The sequence below is a fragment of the Parabacteroides vesiculifaciens genome (assembly GCF_049860805.1).
In the GTDB taxonomy this organism is placed as follows: domain Bacteria; phylum Bacteroidota; class Bacteroidia; order Bacteroidales; family Tannerellaceae; genus Parabacteroides.
The window spans coordinates 4835120-4853600 of record NZ_CP187555.1 but is presented as its reverse complement, the minus strand read 5'-3'; the positions used below and the strand labels follow the sequence as shown (position 1 = coordinate 4853600).

The following is an 18481-nucleotide window of genomic DNA, read 5'->3' as shown; positions in this document are numbered from 1 at the left end:
TCATAATTTAATGATTAATTCCACCCCGGATTTTGTTTCAGATTAGGATTCAAAGTTAATTCATCCTGCGGAATAGAATACAAATAATCCTGTTTATCTCTAAATTGATAGCCATCAGGCATTACTCCCTTATAATAGTCAATCAATCCATTTTCATCGACCTTTGAACTGAGATTCGGATTTTGAGCCAGATCCGCGGGATATCCTTTCGGCCGTCTATTCTTAAAGAGCGCACTTGCCGCCCATCTCATATAATCTTCATCCCGTTGTCCTTCCAAAGCCATTTCAACTCTTCTTTCCCTCCGGATTTCATACAATTCATCCGTAATGGAATACCCGTAGTCCATCTTATTCTTATCCAGGCTTTGTGCATTCACGGTAAAATCAGGCATTCCGGCACGTTGCCGCAACAAATTCAAGGCTTCGTATGCAACCGAATTATCCAGTTCGCATTTCGCTTCGGCATAATTGAGCAGGACTTCACCATAGCGTAGCAGGATAAGTCCTGTTTCCGCCTGTGTTTCCCAAGATTTTCCGGCAGCGGGGGAACTCGGGTTAGCGGTCTTTTTTACCTGGAAACCTGTCGGGCACAATTGCAGGGCGCCACCTTCGACGGTAGGTCCGTTAAAATAGGCATTCTCGCCTACAGACATCAAATCGCCGGGAATCCAAACGGTCGATTTCAGGCGGACATCACAATCTTCTGCTATTTTCGTCAGAAAAGCATTTCCCTTATTCGATGCCGCCGTATTCAAATAGTCATACGGTTTACCGTTTTTATCCAAATAGGAAGACACAAGTTCCCAGGTGATTCCCTTTGAGTTACTGTTATAGGTGATAAATCCCTGAGTCGAATTGCCGGCTCCTTCCGCAGCATTGAAAGCACGGTAAAGAAGCACTTCATTAATGTCCGACATATTATCGAAACCGAACAGTTTATAATAATCCTCGTCCGGATTTCCCGTACTATAAATACCAACTTTGTAATCTCCCTTCATCAGCTCTTCTGCAGTCTCGACGCAAATCTTGAAGTATTTGGCCGGATCAGCCCCGACAGTTCCAAAGTCCGTGTTTGCATGGTATTTTTGCCAGGATCCTTCAAATAGAGCGACACGGGTCTTAAAGGCCAATGCTGCCTCTTTGTTAATCCGGTTATTTCCAACATCTTTTCTCAATTCAAGATGTGTAATGGCATTATCGAGGTCTGCCAATATCGAATCGGCTATCAGCAGACGGGAATCCCGGGGACGCATCAACGCTTCGGTATCGTCCATTTCTATCACATGCGAATACCAGGGTACATCCCCGTATTTCTTCAACAGATTAAAATAGAACCAAGCACGAAAGAAATAAGCCTCTCCCAAATATTGCTTATATGCATCATATCCGCTTTTGCATTTCGTATAATGTTCAAAGAAGATATTCACATTGCGGATACTAGTCCATTCTCCGGTCCAGTTGCCGGTTGTCTTTGAGCGGACACCATCCATGATTACACTCGGACTACCAGTTATCATATCATCATTATCCGTTGCCATCTCCGCAACCATTTGCGTCCAGGGACAAAATGAAGGGTAAAATTGCCGCGTATAATATTCCAACTCCGTCGATGTGCTCCAATAATCATCCATCGTGATTTTATCCATTGGCTGCAAATCAATAAAATTCTCACACGAACATAATAATGTCATACATGAGACTGCTGTCAATATGAATCGTTTCATAATCTTTTTCCTTAATAAGTTAAACTTAATATGTCACTGTCAAACCTATAGAATAAATTCTATCTGCACCATAGGTCAAGCGTCCAGAACCAGCAGTGCCGAAAAATTCACCACCTGTAGGAAAGCCTACCGGAGCAACCGGATCTATTCCGTTCGGCAATTTCGAGAATGTCAGCAAATTCTCACCAGAGAAATAAATCCGAAGTTTTTCCAAATGCATCTTTGAAGTAATGCTGCGTGGAAAACTATAGCCCAACTGGATATTCTGCAAGCGTAAGTAAGCTGCATTTTGCAAATAGCGCGTATTCGCATGATTCTTATTTTTCGCTTCTTCCGTATTATTCAGATAAGGTCTGGGCCAATAAGCATCCGTATTTATATTGGCATCTCCTTCATATAATCCGCTGTATTTTGTACCTGCTTGATCTCTAAAGTAATCCAGATGTCCTGGAGTCAGGCAAGATTCCCACCAACCTCCCATAAATCCCCAATAAATATTGGATCCACGGTAGAAATACATGTCTTTTTTAGCAACACCTCTCCAAAGCATTGAGAAATCAAAACCTTTATAAGAGACTCCTCCGTTGATCGTATATTGATAATGAGGTTGATCATTCCCGATGACAGACAGATCGCCATGATCGCCGATGGTATTTGTTCCATTGTTAACTTTATCGTCGCCATTGGTATCTTCATATTTTAAGTCTCCAGTATTCCAGCTCGCAGCAATATGAGTCAAATCGACCTTTGATAAATATGAATCGAGCTCTGCTTGTGAACGGAATAAATCATTCACGGTATATCCCCATATGTCCCCGACTTCTGCTCCTTCATACCATGTCGACAATGTACCCGTCGGATTAAAATACTTCGTAACAACAGATTTATAGTCATATAAACTTATACCGATATTATACGAAAGACCGTTTTCCAACACATGTTTCCAGTTCAAACTGATTTCCCAACCACGAGTTCGTAACGTCGAATTGTTTTCTTTAGGGACACTCGTGCCCAATACTCCGGGCATTGCCTGAGACGGTCCTACCATATCAGTAGTCCGTCTTTCAAACCAATCCGCAGTAGCCGATAACCGATTATTCAAAAAAGACAAATCAACCCCAACATTGGTAGTAGTAGCTGTTTCCCATGTCAAATTTTTATTTACCAAATTAGGTCCGGATGTATAGCCGACAGGTCTTGTCGAACCATAATTAAATATCCAATTTAACTTATTAGCTGAAATAGGGACTAATTCCAAATCGCTATATGGTGAAATATTCTGATTTCCTAATTGCCCCCAGGACAAACGTACTTTCATCGTGTTTACATATGGTTCAATGCTTTTCCAGAATGCTTCATTATATAAATTCCAGCCTGCAGAGAATGAAGGGAAAGCTCCCCATCTTTTTCCATTACGAAAAACATAAGAACCATCATATCGCACATTCGCTTCAAATAAATATTTCTCCTTATAGCTATAATTCAACCTTGCAAAATAGCTTTGTGTTGCATTATGAGCCAAAGCCTCAGATAAGAGAGCATCTCCTGTTGCAGTTGGAAATGAAGGGACTCCCTCCGATATCAAATCTGTTTTATAACCTTGTAACCAAGATTCATCACCGCGTTCAAACTGCATTCCTCCCAATACTGTAAAATTATGATCTTCATCAATATTAAAATCATAGGAAGAATATATGTTCGTTGTCCAGTATTTTTTTATATACTTTTTTCGAGTTAAATTATTAGGTATACTGATACCGTTTTCATAAGGTTGATTATTAATATCGTAAGTATAAATATACTTTTCGACTTCAGAAATTTCCTGATTATAAACATTGTACGCGAAATCTGCATTTATCTTCCAACCCTTCAATGGACGAAGTTCCATCCGGAAGTTATTCCAAAAATCAATATCATCCTGTTTGTCTGTTCCTGCCTGCATGGAAGGGATATGAGATTCAAACATATAATTACCGAATCCATCATATAATGGTGTTATGGGATAATTCCGGGAAATATGCCGATACAAAAAAGAATAATCTCCTTCATTGGTCATGTTCGGTTTCTCCCTGATTTTCTTTGCGAAGCGTGTTTCATATCCGAAATCCCACCAATCGGTAATAGCTACGCTGATTTTGCCTAATGTGTTCATTCTTTTGAAGTAGTCCGTACCAAAATTCAGCACGCTGCTGTCATCCATATAACCGGCTGAGAAATAATAAGAGACTTTATCCGTTCCTCCATGCAGAGAGATATCGTGCTTCTGGTTCACACTGTTCCCGAAATAAATATCCCACCAGTCCGTATTCGCATAATTCAGGTTCGCATTATTCCAAACATTTCCTTCCGGCATTGCACCAAAAATCGTAGCACCTTCCGGCCAATTGGGAATTGAATTTTTAATATATTCAAAATCTCCTTTCTGATAGGCTATCACGCGGTCGATAGTCTCGTTGCTAAACGGATGTCCTCCCATGTTATCTCCCGCCTCGTTCAAGATCCGGGTATAGGTATAAGAGTCCAAGCTTTCCGGCAACTTCTGTGCAGTCTTTACTATCAAGTTGCCAGTATAAGAAACACTGACTTTCTCATTCTTTTTTCCTTTCTTTGTCGTAATCAGGATCACACCGTATGGTGCCCTTGCGCCATAGATAGCAGACGCAGCAGCATCTTTCAAAACGGAAACGGATTCTATATCTTCCGGATTCAAATTGTTCAGGTCGCCGGGGAAACCATCTATCACGACATAAGGCGATCCCCCATTTAACGATCCCATACCGCGAATCGAGATATTCATGGTTGCTCCGGGTTCAAATCCGTCCTGCGTGCCGATATCAAAATTAAAACCGGGAGAGGCTCCTTGCAATAGCTGTGAGACGGTCGAGGCCTGGCGATTTTCAAAATCTTTATTGGAAATCACATTTACGGCCCCTGTCAGGTTCACCTTTTTCTGGGTTCCATAACCAACTACAACCACTTCATCCAGGCTTTTTGTATCTTCGATGAGATTTATATCCAGCGTTTTCCGGTCCTTTACCAGAATCTCACGCGTTATATATCCGATGAATGACACCTGTAATATATCCGCATTGGAAACTTCCAATACGAAATTTCCGTTTACGTCTGTAACGGTACCGTTTGTCGTTCCTTTGACAACAACATTTGCACCGATCACGGGTTCTCCACTCTGGTCTTTTACGGTCCCTTTCAGTAGCTTGTCTTTTTGTTGCGGGAAAGTTCCTTTTTTCATCAGCAGAATATTATTCCCTTCCATAACATAGACAATATCCGAATTCTCAAAAATCCGATTCAAGACGCTAAAAACAGAGGCTTCGGAAGCATTGAGAGAAATCCGGTGGCTCAAATCAACCTTTTCATTGCTGTACACGAAAAGATAATCGGTCTGATCTTCTATCTGCCTGATAATTTCCTTGACAGACAACTCGTTTGCCACAATATTGACACGGGTTGTCTGGGAACTCACGTTTACAGAGAATACAGTCGATACACATAATAATAATAAGCTTAAGATTAACTTCATCACTCTACATGTATGTTTAAATTCACTTAATAACAGGGCATAGTCCATCCCCGTACACTTTTTTTTCATAACTTTGTAGTATCAAAATGTTAGTACTCGATTTAATTGCTGGTTATGTCAACAGGCTGACATTTTCACCGGATTATGCTGGTACCATAATCCGGTTTTACGTTTTATCTACTTTACATCTCCCATAGGCAATTTATTTTATAGTTATCAGATTCAATTCATTATCTTTTACATAGGTGAATTTATGCTCTAATTGCAATACTTTCAGTACTTGCTCGACACCGTCCTTTACACGAAACTTGCCTGAATAGCGTTCTTTCAGGAAAGGCAGATCTGCTACTTCTATTCTGATATCATAATACAAGCGCAATTTATCGATTATCATGTGTATTGGCTGATTATTGAAACAAAGTAGTCCTTCTTTCCACTTAAAATAATCCATGCTTCCGATCCTGGCCGAACTATATTTTCCTTCCCTGTAAAGAATCTGCTCGCCTGCAGTCATCCTGTACTTCCGGGAAAGGTCTGGCGCACTCAGTTCGACACTTCCCCTCAATAATGATATATTGAACTCTTCGACGCCTGAATAAGCCGACACATTGAATTCTGTTCCAAGCACTTTCACATTCATTGATTTAGTCCTGACGATAAAAGGTTTATCCACATTATGACTGACTTCAAAATAGGCTTCACCATCTAGTTCGACTTGCCGCGTCCCTTCCTTGAAACTGACTGGGTAGATCAATTTGGAATGTGCATTCAGCCATACTTTTGTACTATCCGGCAAAATCAGTTCCGCCCGCTGCCCAGCTGGAACATATAAAGTCTGGTATAAAAGGGGTAATTCCTTTCGATCGTCTTTTTGCAGCAAGATATTTCCTCCGAGTAAAATCAGTGCAATGGCTGCAACTTTTAGAAATTCTATAATGATACGGCGAAAAACAATATGACGGTCTTTTTCTTTTCTCCGTTCCAGTATTGATTGATTGAGAATAGAGATATCATATAGTTTATGTAAAGCCATAAATTCATTTACATGACTTTCATCGGCATCCAACCAGTCAATAACGGTCTCTATGTCTTCAGCCGCAATACTGCCATCCACATATTTTTGTAATAGTTTCTTATCCATTTTTTATTGTCTCTTATTAAAAGAGACAACGCATACAGAAAAATCCCTAAAACAAAATAGCTTTTTCTTTAGATAAATACTTGTGTCGCTTTTAAATTTGTGAAGAAGTAAAAAAGAATCATTGCAAATTTCATCAATATTCCTATTATTTATATCATATTTCCATAATATGACTCACACGAAATGCTAAATACAAATACATGGGCATAACAGGACTTGCACAAGCTAATTATATAAATAGAAAATAAAAAATTGGCAGATATTCTTTTAAGGCAATCCGCAATAGTTTTAATGATTTCGTAATATGGTATTCTACGCTTTTGGTGCTTAAGGAAAGTTCACTGGCTATTTCTTTCACAGACAAAGATTCATAGCGGCTCATCTCAAAGATACGCCGGGTTTGTTCCGGTAAAGATTGAAGTGTCTTATCTACAATTTGAGTTATTTCCGAAGAGAAAATTTCTTCCGGGTCACAGGCTTGTAATGTTGTTATCCGGTAATTCAGATCACGGATCATCTTGGAAGAGATAGTTTCTGTAGCGGATTCTTTAACAGACTGATGTTTCAAATAGTTTAGTGCCCCATTCTTTAAAATAGCCAGCAATAACGACATCGGATGTTCTACTGTTTCTTTCCTGGTAGTCTCCCACAAATGAATCAAAGCTTCCGAAACAATATCTTCAGCAATCATATCGTCCCTGACATACGATTTCACAAACAAAAAAGACCGTTTGTAATAACTAGTATATATATCACTAAAACTAATGGTATTCATTTTCCTGACAGATCTCCAAAATGTTCTGTCTGCAAATGTACTCTTTTTAGGAAGAAAGTAAATTCAAATGGAAGATTTTATATCAGACTACATTGGGACTGTATCTAAAAGCATGTGAGAATCCATACTCAAAGCATTCAAATAAAAATAGCTCATTGCTACAATATGCTGCAATGAGCTACAAAACAACCTGATCACCAGATTTGGAGGCTATTCTTCCAAATTCTTTTTCCGAACCAGTGCTTCCAGAAAATAATAATCAGCATAAACAATTGGAACATCAATCTCTGTTCCCGCCGGTTTATGCCCTGTACTTGAACGCAATAAAAAACCATGTGACTGATTCAAGGGAACCCTATATAATTCCGTCAGATTTATCATAATAGTATCAGCCCATTTTTTATATTGCCCACCCTTATTCGAATAAGCAGACAATTCATATAAAGCAGATGCAGTTATCGTAGCAGCCGACACATCTCGGGGAGAGGTTGGAATCTTCGGATCATTATAGTCCCAATAAGGGATCAGATCCGATGGAAGATTGGGGTGATTAAAGATAAAAGATGCAATTTGTTCCGCCTGATTCAAATATCTCCTATCACCAGTCTCCCGATAACACATCGTATAACCATACAAACCCCATGCCTGGCCACGTGCCCAAGCAGACTCATGGGCATAACCTTGATGTGTATGTTTATTCCGAACTTCACCGGTTATCGTATCATAATCAATCACATGATAAGAACTATAATCTTTTCTAAAATGATTCTTCATTGTATTATCAGCATGAGTCACCGCTATTTTATAAAATGTGGAATCGTCAGAAGCTTTGGCTGCCCAAAACAGGAATTCAAGGTTCATCATATTATCTATAATAACCGGATATTCCCATTTATCCCCATTATGGTCCCAGGAACGAATACAACCGACCGCCGGGTTAAAACGAGAGGCTAAAGAATTTGCTCCTTCGAGTAAAACCTGTTTATATTTGTCCGATTGTTCCATACGGTATCCGTTACCATAACTACAATATAACATAAAGCCCAAATCATGAGTGCTCTTACATGATTTTAAAGGCTCCAACAATTCAGTCTGAAACTCCGCCTTTTTTTTCCAGAAATCATCTTTTGTATATTCATACATATACCAAAGTTCACCAGGGAAAAAGCCACTACACCAATCTCGGGCACGAACTAAACGCAAGGAGCCGTCAGACTCAATATTACGTGGAGATGGCAACTCTTCCGGCGTCTTGCCCAAAGAATTCCGGACACTTTCCGTTTCTGTCAAAGCATAACGCAGTTGTTTGTCTGCAAAAGCAAAATCCTGACTGATCAAATCACTCTCTCTTTCTCCGGTACAAGAAAGTGCCATTAAACCTACACATATAAAAGAAAATACTTTTTTCATCTTCATAATACTGATTTATAGCTGACTTTTTTATTTTCTCCAGGTAAAAGGAGTACTTTAATACTTTGCTTTGCAGATAATTCCAAATCCGTATCAAATCCAATAATCGAAATACCCGGATTAGGTGAATCGTAGCTGAATTCAGATTGGGCAGGTGAAATATGCCAGCGGACTTTCTTAGGCCCTTCCACTTTTATATACAATTTCTTACCATCTTTTTCCAATAGCATCACATTATCAGATATGATTTTAGCCGAAGCAGGCGTTACCATAGTCCACGTCATCATTGTAAAACGTTTGGTTGCCTCAATCAAATCTTCTACTACCACATATTCTTTATTAACAAGAGAAACAGCTCGTTTTGCACTTTTCACCTGATCTTTATAGACTGATGTCAAATCAGAAATAACATACATGTTGTTTTCCTGATCCGAATATCCATCAATTTGGGCTTTTCCTTTTACATCTTGGTATTTATGGTTAAATGACAATGTATTATGCGCTAAATTATTATAACGGTAGACATCCCAACGTTGGGAATTCTGACGCGTATTCCACAGATCAACTCCCCTCGTTTCCAACCTGTTATATTCTTCTCCTCCCATATCCATCCCCCAAAGGATACCATTAGCCTCAAACAAAAAACTACCGACATCCATATGGCCGTGATTAACAGATGGAGATCCCATTTTCATACCGACATAAATGGCAGAAGCATCATCCCAAGAAGAACGCATAAAACAAACAGGATTATCTCCCTGAGCCTTCCATTGTAATTGCGAAGGTTTCTGGGGATTAGCCAATGAAGCAGAGGCGCCCCAAATCAACATTGCCGGAGCAAGCCTGTTCTTTTTGATGCGTTTTTGCCCGTCTTTCTTATATAATTGTACTTGGTTATAAAGGATAGAAGCATCTTTTGTCTTATCATAGAACCAAAACATAGTCGGTGCTAAAAAAGCATTTGCACCATTATCCGAATATGCAAAGTTTTTCAGATTTGGAGTTACAGCATGTAATATATATTCGCCAGTCTTCAAGAAACCGGGTAGCCGACTTAAGCCGTAGTCCGTTCCAAATACCTTTTCTATAGCACTAAGAAACATTGCATTAAAAGATGTACCATAGTCCCAATAACCGACACCTTCCGGATAAGCACCATCAGGGGCATAATGTCCCATAGGATTCGATATTTTATTTATAGCCCGATTTATTACCTTCCGGGACAGTTCCGGATCTTTCTCCCATATAGCCAAAGCCCCATAAGTGACGCCGGCGTGACAAACCTGATTCCAATTATGGACGGCATTGACGAACCAATTATATCGTTCATCAAAAGAAGGTTTCAAACCTTTTTCGACAATAGCATTTTCTATTACGTTTTTTGTCTGCACGGATAATTGAGGATAAAGCCAATCATATCCGATAGCCAATGCCATCGTCATTTCACCCACATCAAGGAAATGAGAAGGGTTCCAATCAGAGAAAGATGCAGCTTTCAACATTTCACTCTCTGCCCGTTTCAAAAACTCACTCTTCCCGCTCATCCTATACGCATAACTCAGGATAAAAATGCGACGTAAGTTTTCTCTCGATACACTTAACAAACGTCTTCCTGTCTTTATCCGTTCATTCAACGGCAATTTTACAATTTCATCAGCTTCATCCAATAATGACCGATGGATATCTTTCCATATCGCATCTTTCATTATCACTTTTTTCAACGCTTTCTCTTCGCCTTTCTGCAATAGAATCCGGGGATGTCCGGATAAACGCGTAGAAGCATCCACAAATTCTTTCTGTGCAAAAGATGCACCATGACAACAAAATAATGCCACTAACCATACCAAAATACGTGTCTTCATACTTCTCAAATTTAAGTTACTTATTATATATCACACTCTTTCCTGCATATTCATTTTGAGGTAAATCCACAACTATCCGAGTAACGGTTTTTTCTTCATCCCATTCGGTTTGTATACTTTCTTGGGTAGTCCAAACTATTTTCTGATTAACAGATAGATGGAGTTTCTTCATAAAATGAGTCGGATCGGAAACGCCCAATGTAAGTATTTCACCGACATCATTATATTTCACCATCAACATTCCGGGTGAATCCATCTCCACAACGATTTTATCATTGATTCTAAGCATTCCTCCTTTATAAAATACTGCATAAGCCATATTTAATCCATCATGCCGGACCGCCTGCAAAGCCGAGCAATTTGCCAAAGTAACAATTCCTTCCTCTTTTACCCGTTTCTCAATAGATAACGGATCGGCTGAAGGAACTACCATATAGGCATATTTTCCATTATCCGGGCGCCTGCCATGATCGACAGAAAGAGTGAATACATCTTGCCGAATCATGTCTGAAGGCGTTGTTGTTTGCCGGTTGGCAATCTTCCAACTTCCATCCACACTTCGATTTGCCAATATGACATTTTCTTTTTCCGGGAAATAATATCCGACTTTATCATGAATCACCCATCGGACATCTTTCTTCATATGGGATCCCTGCTCTTGCAAATGAGCTCCATCCGTATCGCCCACGATCACCTCTCCTTTCAAAAGACATTGGTTAACGGTGGTCAAAACCTGATTCTTCATTCTACTGGAAATATCCGTTCCCAAGCAAAAGTATGTTTTGTCAAAGAAGAACCATGCTTTCTTGGCATCTAAACCTGTGTGCGGACTTTTAAAACTGAAACCAACTGCTCCATACAATCCATCTGTAACCGCTCCTACATAATCCGTCAATCCCCATTTCTGGATTTCATTCTCACCCGGCATTTTCTCCAATTGCACAATCGTTGCTCCGGGGATTTTCATCCAATCACAGACTGGTGTCAATTTTTTATATTCATCTCCCCGGACAGAGAGGTAATTTGTCCCATCCCCTCTAAAATGATTCATCAATCCTTCTCCGTTATATGGCTCTTCCATATTGGCATTCCGGGTAGAATACATTCTTACAGAAGTATAAAAATCAGGACGTTGGAAGACAAAATGATCCGTTCTCCAAAAGAATTTAGCGAAAGATTCCGGTCGGCATAAAGAATCTCCTTTTCTCAAACAAATGATATTATCCAATTCTGCTTGCCTATAATTCGTCAGGTTTCTCAATTTTTCAGGGTCAGAAGAGCCCCATACCTTTTCCTCACCCGGTCGAGTGATGTCACGGTTCAAGATTCCCGGATCCGAGATTTTCCCATAAACCATTTGCTTGCAAATACCATCTATATAATAATCAACCAACAAGCGGATAACTTGCTCCGAAAAGCTGAATTTTGTATCTGCCACATTCGAAGCCCATTCTATAAAAGCACTGGCATAACCGGAGCCATAAGAAAGAGTGTTATTAACCCAATCCGTACGGTGATGGAAACTAAAATCATGTTGCATACCTCTTTCGGTTGAGAATTTGATTTCTCCTTCTATGATTTTCATCAGCATGGTAACTTCTTCCACATCTCTTTTAAAGAGAGCCGCTTTCGCCTGTAGACCTGCGATCTTTATGCGATCTCCACTGGGACGCGCTCCCGAAGCATTGAGATTTCCTCGTTCTGCTATTTTCAACATCCGCTCGGATTCGTCCGAAGACAAATCCTTGTCGAGTATCAATAACATGCTTACCATAGCGTTAGGCGTACCTATTTGGTTCCACCACCAATTCTCGCAAATAAAATCATTTGCCAACCAAAAAGACAATGCTTGATGAATGGCTTTCCTAACTTGTTTATTCCCTTTGTAAAAAGAGCCTTTCTTTTTATAAGCGATACTTAACGTCAACATGTTGGAAAGATGCCGGGCATGTTGGAAAGCCGTACGAGTTGTATCGACATAATCGATACCCGGCCAACTCCCATCCGGTTGAAGAGTTTTTATCAACGTATTGATATGGTTGTCAGTAACTGATGCTTTTAATAATTGCTCAGAAAAACGCTTTCTGAGTTTTTCAATATCAGCGTTTTTTTTCATTATAAAAGATTGCCCATCCAAGCTATATCCATTTAAAGAGAGCGGCATTAATGTCGGGAAAACCCATGCAAAATGATGTACCGGATAAATATGAGGACGGCTATTTGCAACATACTCCATATAAGCGGGCTCTCCATATATACCCGACATAGCCTCCAATAAATTGTCCGGCCAAGTGGAATGAGTCCCTACATTAGGTTCTTTGTACCACTTCCATTCAGAAGGAGCTTTTTGGTAACGAAGCAAATAATCTAACGCCTTTTTGACTGACTTACCATCCTGTTCCCATAAAAACAGATTCTCATTTGTCAAATTATAGACAACCCAAAAAGAGGCTGTCATAGGAGCCAACGAGAAATAGGTATACCAAATACCGTTTTTCTCACGAACCACCTCAGCAGGCATGTGTCCGTCACTTGCGATCTTATCACTCAAATCACTTTTAATCAACTCGGTATTACGTTCAATTTCCTCCTTATCATTCAAAAAAGAAGCAGCTAACAAAGAGCCCAAACGTCCCCAATCAGCCCAATTATTTTTTCGTTCACGAATTTCATTTGTCGCTTTCCGGTAAACGGACATTACCCAATCCTTAAAAATCTGTTTCTCATGGGAGTTCCATACCGACGTATCATCCATTAACTCGGCCGCCATTAAAAAAGCCGTCCCGGAGTAACTCATCACCAACGGGCCATCCGGCTCTGAATATTTCTTATTAATAGTAGCCCATGCATTCATAAAATAACACGCCTTTTCCCCATAACATTTCTTGCCCGACAACCGATAAGCTAATGCAGAACAATAAGCGGCAAAAGCATCCTGTTGCAACGCCAACGAATTGGCCCGATGCTCTTGGGGCTTCACATAGTAGCCGGGGACAGCAAAGTCATTTCGTGCATGGTGAGTGGCATGCTGAATCGAATCGGCATAACGAATCAATTGTACATAAGCCGTACGATACGGTTCCTGTTGCCTTTCTATCATCTTTTTTACAAAGGCTATTTGTTTCAATGGATGCATACTATGGTTTGCCCATAACGGCCGGTACACACCAAGCAAACAAAAAGACATCAATAATCCAATAATTATTTTTTTCATAACAATCCTAATTATTATCATGGTATTATTTTTCTATCACTCATTCTATTTTAAAAACCTTCTCACCTCCACTCAAGTAGAAATCCTCTTTCAACATTCCATTTTTCGCACGTATTTTTATTGGACAATTAGAGCGAACAAGAAGTGAGGTTTGATCATATTCTATATAAAAGCTACCTCGATTCTCCGATTCAATCCTGAATTCTTTATTTTCAACAAAGGATCCATTTCCCACATACAAAATACTTTTTCCTTTTCGCTTTGCAAAAATAGCAAAATCAGCACAACATTTCTGATTGTTCAATATGACAGGCCCATCTTTCAAAATATTAACTAATGTAAAAGAATCACCTTCTTTTGTCTTTACTTTAATAGCACAACCTTCTTTTCCCCGAGGATCCAATTTTATCCGGTCAACAGACTCAATTAAACCAGCGGATAACTTATCTGATATAGGTTCGTAAACAGCAACAAACGGTTCTTCTACAGCAGGTTTCTCTTTCCGCATTGTAACGACAAGAGAAGGTTTGCTTTGATAAGGAGATGAAGCGGTTTTCGCACCAGGTGCCAAAGCCGTAAAATAAGAAACATCTGAAGATGCCGGCATCCACATCTTCATGTAACTTATTCCTGTGTTTAATAGTCTTGCAGAAAATAAAGCGACAACCGTACTTTCATTGAGGCCGGTTGTCCGTACCGAACGGAAATATCGTAACCCCGGATGATCCTCCCCGACACAAGGATAAGACAGAACCTCATCTTGTCTCAATACATTTCCGTCTCGTGTATAAAGAATCACGCTATCCCCTATGTTATGATACAAATAATCATTACTGACCGCATTGTCAGAGCGATAAAAATCCACATAAAAACCATGTTCCTCATCTATACGAAGAATAGATAACAGACGATCTTGATTTGTTTTAGTCGAACCATCATAATATTTCGTCAACGTATAAGAAAATTCATCAGAGATAGCCTTGTCACCTGCTAATGGCTCCATCGAAATTAATTCTACCTGCCCTATCTTTTTCGTTCCACCTCCACCTTTAAACGGAGTTACCGAAGTAGAGGCTCCTGCTGCTACAACCGTGTTATGAGCCGCCCATTGCGTATAATAATTAACATGCATCGGATGTTCATAAGTAGGGCCATTACCCGGATCAATGCCTTGAACAGTTCCAGCTCCATATAGCTCCATGCTCATGCCATTGGAATGATTATGATTATAAGTAGCTCCCTGCACTACACACATCAACCCGTCCTGCGGATCCATTCCATTTCTCTGAAGGTAACAAGAAGCAAAATCCAATTTTTCCGATCTATTCCAAAGATGGTCATCCCCACTCTTTGCCTTCGGTAATTCAGGCAAATAACATAACAATCCGGTCAGTCCGGATTTTGAACGGTCATATTGTCCTGCCCGTTCCAAAATTATGGCTGCATCCAACAAATCCGGAAGAATCGGCAATTGATATTTGTCGGCCATCAAAATAGCACTCTCCAAGCACTCCATGCTCTGGCGCGGTCTACCCGTATCGCCAAAAGCCGAAGCGGTTAAGTCAGGAAACGAATATTTCAACATAACATAAGAAGCTTTCAACAAAATCGGATATTGATTAAAAATCTGATACCCATTATTTTCAAGCATAAGTGCGGCCTCTATTAACTTCGATACCGGATAATTATGATAACCTCCCGGCTCTTTCCAATGCCCATCCGGTGTAAACCACAACTTGGATGCGGAAGGTAAGCTAAGTTGTCCGCAACCGTCGACAACCGTATCCCGGTTCAAATAAAAATCCAAATAAAAGTTCCTTTTCTGTGCATCTTTTAATGATAACGCTGCTGCAACCAAAGTAGAGCTTTCAGCAGCAAACCAGTTATTCCCTGTATATCCCCTAAACGACAACGTCCAAGCGATCTTTTCAAAAACCTTATCATAATTTTCCAAAGGATACTTATATTTCACCAGATAAGGATACAAGAAATCATAAGCCAAAACCAACGGCTTCTCTTTCTCATCTCCCAACGTCTGAATATCTAAAAAGCCGGTACGTCCCGGGCCGTCGATCGGTTCCTGATAGACAGCCCCACTTATCCATTGGTTCAAAATATCGGCAGCAAACTTAGCATATTTTTCTTCTCCTGTCAGCCAATAAATAACAGAAGCCTCATAAGCCAGAACATTGATTCTACCGTTAATAGCGGCCACATATGCTTGCGGATCCACACGTTCATATTCCTGAGTGTCCGGATTCAACAAATTCATTGTCATAGACGTATCATTCGGGACTATATCCTCAATTTCAGGAACGACATAAGCTCGGCCTTGCGGTGTGATCGGAGCACGTTTATGTGGTGATACCCGTACAGTCGGAATCGGAGCGTCACCTTCGTAACCGATCAATTGTGTACCTTCTTTATCTGATATAAAACGAGTATAACGTTTTCCTGGAATCCTATTCATCAAATAGCGATCTAAAATCCAACCTGATTCTGCCTGATGCCTTTCCACATAGACAGCCAGCCTCTCCTTCGTCAGATTGAAAATATGTTTCGCCCAAGCCTGTTTCTCTATTTTATCCAACACGGCCACTTTATCCTCATCTTTGACAAGAATATGCGGATATTTCTCAGCACAAACCGGTAAGCTGGTAAACAAGACTAATAATATAATATATATTGTTTTCATCATTTGTTCATTATAATTGTTCCAATTGCAGTTTTTTTTCAGAAGAAAGCCATTCCTGTCCATCTTTTTTACCGTTCCATCTATAAAGATTATCTTTTATATCTGTTTTTTTCATGCCAAACATCTGAATTCCATAATCATTATTATACTGGATCTTATTATTCCTGATTTGAATCAAGCTGGAACCATCATGCAGATACTCACCCATAAAACCGCATCCGTCATTACCTTCAATCAGACAATTTTCGATCTCGCCGTTATGACATTCAGCCATTAACAGACCATGCCAACCATTCCTGGCAATTTCACAGTTTTCGACCTTTAATGACTTACAATGATCAAGAACCAACCCGCAACCACGTATGGATGTATCGAATCGTGAACCCTTTATCGTAACACCTGTGGAGTGTTGAATCATCAGGTTGTGTTGTAGTCTCGGACCGGGTACGACATGTGCACCATTTTCCGTAAAATCACAATGTTCGATCTCGATTCCTTCCGCATCCGATATATAAACTCCAGATCTGGAAAAATTGATCACAGTCAGATTTTTCAATTTAATATTGCCGAAAGCATGTCCTGTTTCTCCTCTCATGGAAATCCCTGCCAATGCATTACTATAACGTCCGGTTCTGTAGAAACGTCCGGAGTTCGGATCATAGGCTTCCTGATGTTCTTTGGAACCATCTACTACGAGATTCTCTATCGTAATATTTTTTGCATCCAAATCTCCCAATAAGATAGCTGCTGTCCGGACCGTCGGTTCACAAATCAAAACTGTACTCCGTCCTTCTCCACAAATATGTATATCAGAAGGAATGGTCAAGGATTGTTTCAATTTATATTCACCGGCACGTAAAAAAAGTGTTTTGCCAGAACCGGCATTCGCATTCAATACCGCTTGAAGGTCTTCTCGGTTATTAACTTCGATTACAGAATGTTTCATCGGATGATTCTGTTCCAATGTCGCACCTGCATGATAAGCAATTTTACTTTCCCGAATACCGACAAGTTCAGAAGGTTTCTGCCGGAACTCTTCACGAAATGCGGTCAACTTCCACAAAGCATTTGCCGGATTGTTCATTTTAGTACGACTACATAATTCTCTCAGATAAGGCATGTCGACGCCCTTTGCTGTAAAATGATCGATGCAGTATTCGAATCCTGCCCGATATTTAAACCGTTCCCGTTGCGAAGGAACGCCATAAGCATAAACAGAATCACCGCATATAAAACGTGCCGAATACTCCAAACCTAAAGCCAACCTGTTATCCGCAGCACTGAACAGATCCACACCTTGTGTGTAGGCAATACGTGCCGCTCCTGCAAATTCATAAAGTCCCATTTGGACATGCCCCTGATCCCGACGAGTCTCCTGGCATTGGCCGGTAGGATAAATATATTTAATCAGACTACCATTCGCATTAGCATGCAAATAATGATAGACTGCATTATCGAATAATTCCCTATTATCAGTAAAAACAGCAATGGCCAGCAAGGTATGCATAATCGCTCCGTCCCAATTACCGTTTGCAACAGGAAAATAATAACGAATAGTCGGATAGAAAGCAGACATCATCAATCGTGTCATATTTTCCGTATCTTTCTTTTTCCATCCGGAATAATTATAGCGCAAAATCTCGGCAGCATTACAAAACTCATAACCAGTCAATGCCACAAGCAATTTGGCGTTATTCTCATCGAAACTGCGTAAAGTATTGGCCCACTTCTCAATAATATCGACCACTATTTCAGCATAACGCTCTTCTCTTGAAATATACCATAAGACTGCACAACTATACGCCATACGTGCAGACTGAGACAAATCCTTACCTCCTATATCAGGCTTGGAATAGGGTCCACTGATCACATGGGCAAAAGGCCTTACCTGAAAATCCAAAGATGTTTTTTCTTTCAACAAATCATAAGCATCCTTCCAAGGTTGTTTTCCTTCCTGTACTTGCTTACGCATATACTCCAAATCCGCTTGATTCATATCTATGCCGGGATGGACAAAATGTTGGGCAATTCCAACACCGGTCATCAAAAAAAGCGTAGTTACTATCAATAAAAATCGTATGTTGTGTCTCATGATATATTGGTTTATATAATAGAATAG

The 18481-nt window shown here is 40.0% G+C and carries 9 protein-coding genes; all 9 read right to left on the bottom strand.

Annotation, left to right across the window (positions count from 1 at the left end; genetic code table 11):
* Positions 1-14 precede the first annotated feature (14 nt).
* The 9 genes from ACPYIV_RS19375 to ACPYIV_RS19335 all read right to left on the bottom strand — a co-directional run bounded on the left by ACPYIV_RS19375 (position 15) and on the right by ACPYIV_RS19335 (position 18454).
* Positions 15-1724: a RagB/SusD family nutrient uptake outer membrane protein gene (locus ACPYIV_RS19375; protein ID WP_301704877.1), complete on the bottom strand. Its 1710-nt coding sequence runs from the start codon at positions 1722-1724 to the stop codon at positions 15-17.
* 25 nt (positions 1725-1749) lie between these two features.
* Complete coding sequence (locus tag ACPYIV_RS19370) at positions 1750-5265, bottom strand: TonB-dependent receptor (protein ID WP_425884688.1); 3516 nt, start codon at positions 5263-5265, stop codon at positions 1750-1752.
* 202 nt (positions 5266-5467) lie between these two features.
* Positions 5468-6406, bottom strand: coding sequence for a FecR family protein (locus ACPYIV_RS19365; RefSeq protein ID WP_293740526.1), 939 nt, complete (start codon positions 6404-6406; stop codon positions 5468-5470).
* A gap of 229 nt (positions 6407-6635) precedes the next feature.
* Positions 6636-7181: an RNA polymerase sigma-70 factor gene (locus ACPYIV_RS19360; protein ID WP_293740525.1), complete on the bottom strand. Its 546-nt coding sequence runs from the start codon at positions 7179-7181 to the stop codon at positions 6636-6638.
* Between the two features lie 210 nt (positions 7182-7391).
* Positions 7392-8597 carry a glycoside hydrolase family 88 protein gene (locus ACPYIV_RS19355; protein WP_425884685.1) on the bottom strand — a complete coding sequence of 402 codons (1206 nt, stop codon included), beginning with the start codon at positions 8595-8597 and terminating at the stop codon, positions 7392-7394.
* On the bottom strand, positions 8594-10453 hold the full coding sequence (locus tag ACPYIV_RS19350) for a heparinase II/III domain-containing protein (RefSeq protein ID WP_293740523.1): 1860 nt from the start codon (positions 10451-10453) through the stop codon (positions 8594-8596). Before ACPYIV_RS19350 ends, ACPYIV_RS19355 begins: the two co-directional genes overlap by 4 nt.
* 16 nt (positions 10454-10469) lie before the next feature.
* The gene (locus tag ACPYIV_RS19345; protein ID WP_425884683.1) at positions 10470-13553 is read right to left on the bottom strand and encodes a polysaccharide lyase family 8 super-sandwich domain-containing protein; all 3084 of its coding nucleotides are present in this window, start codon (positions 13551-13553) and stop codon (positions 10470-10472) included.
* 154 nt (positions 13554-13707) lie between these two features.
* On the bottom strand, positions 13708-16365 hold the full coding sequence (locus ACPYIV_RS19340; RefSeq protein ID WP_425884681.1) for a hypothetical protein: 2658 nt from the start codon (positions 16363-16365) through the stop codon (positions 13708-13710).
* A 7-nt stretch (positions 16366-16372) separates the two neighbouring features.
* Positions 16373-18454 (bottom strand): right-handed parallel beta-helix repeat-containing protein, encoded by a 2082-nt coding sequence (locus ACPYIV_RS19335; RefSeq protein ID WP_425884679.1) that lies wholly within the window; start codon positions 18452-18454, stop codon positions 16373-16375.
* Between the last annotated feature and the right edge of the window lie 27 nt (positions 18455-18481).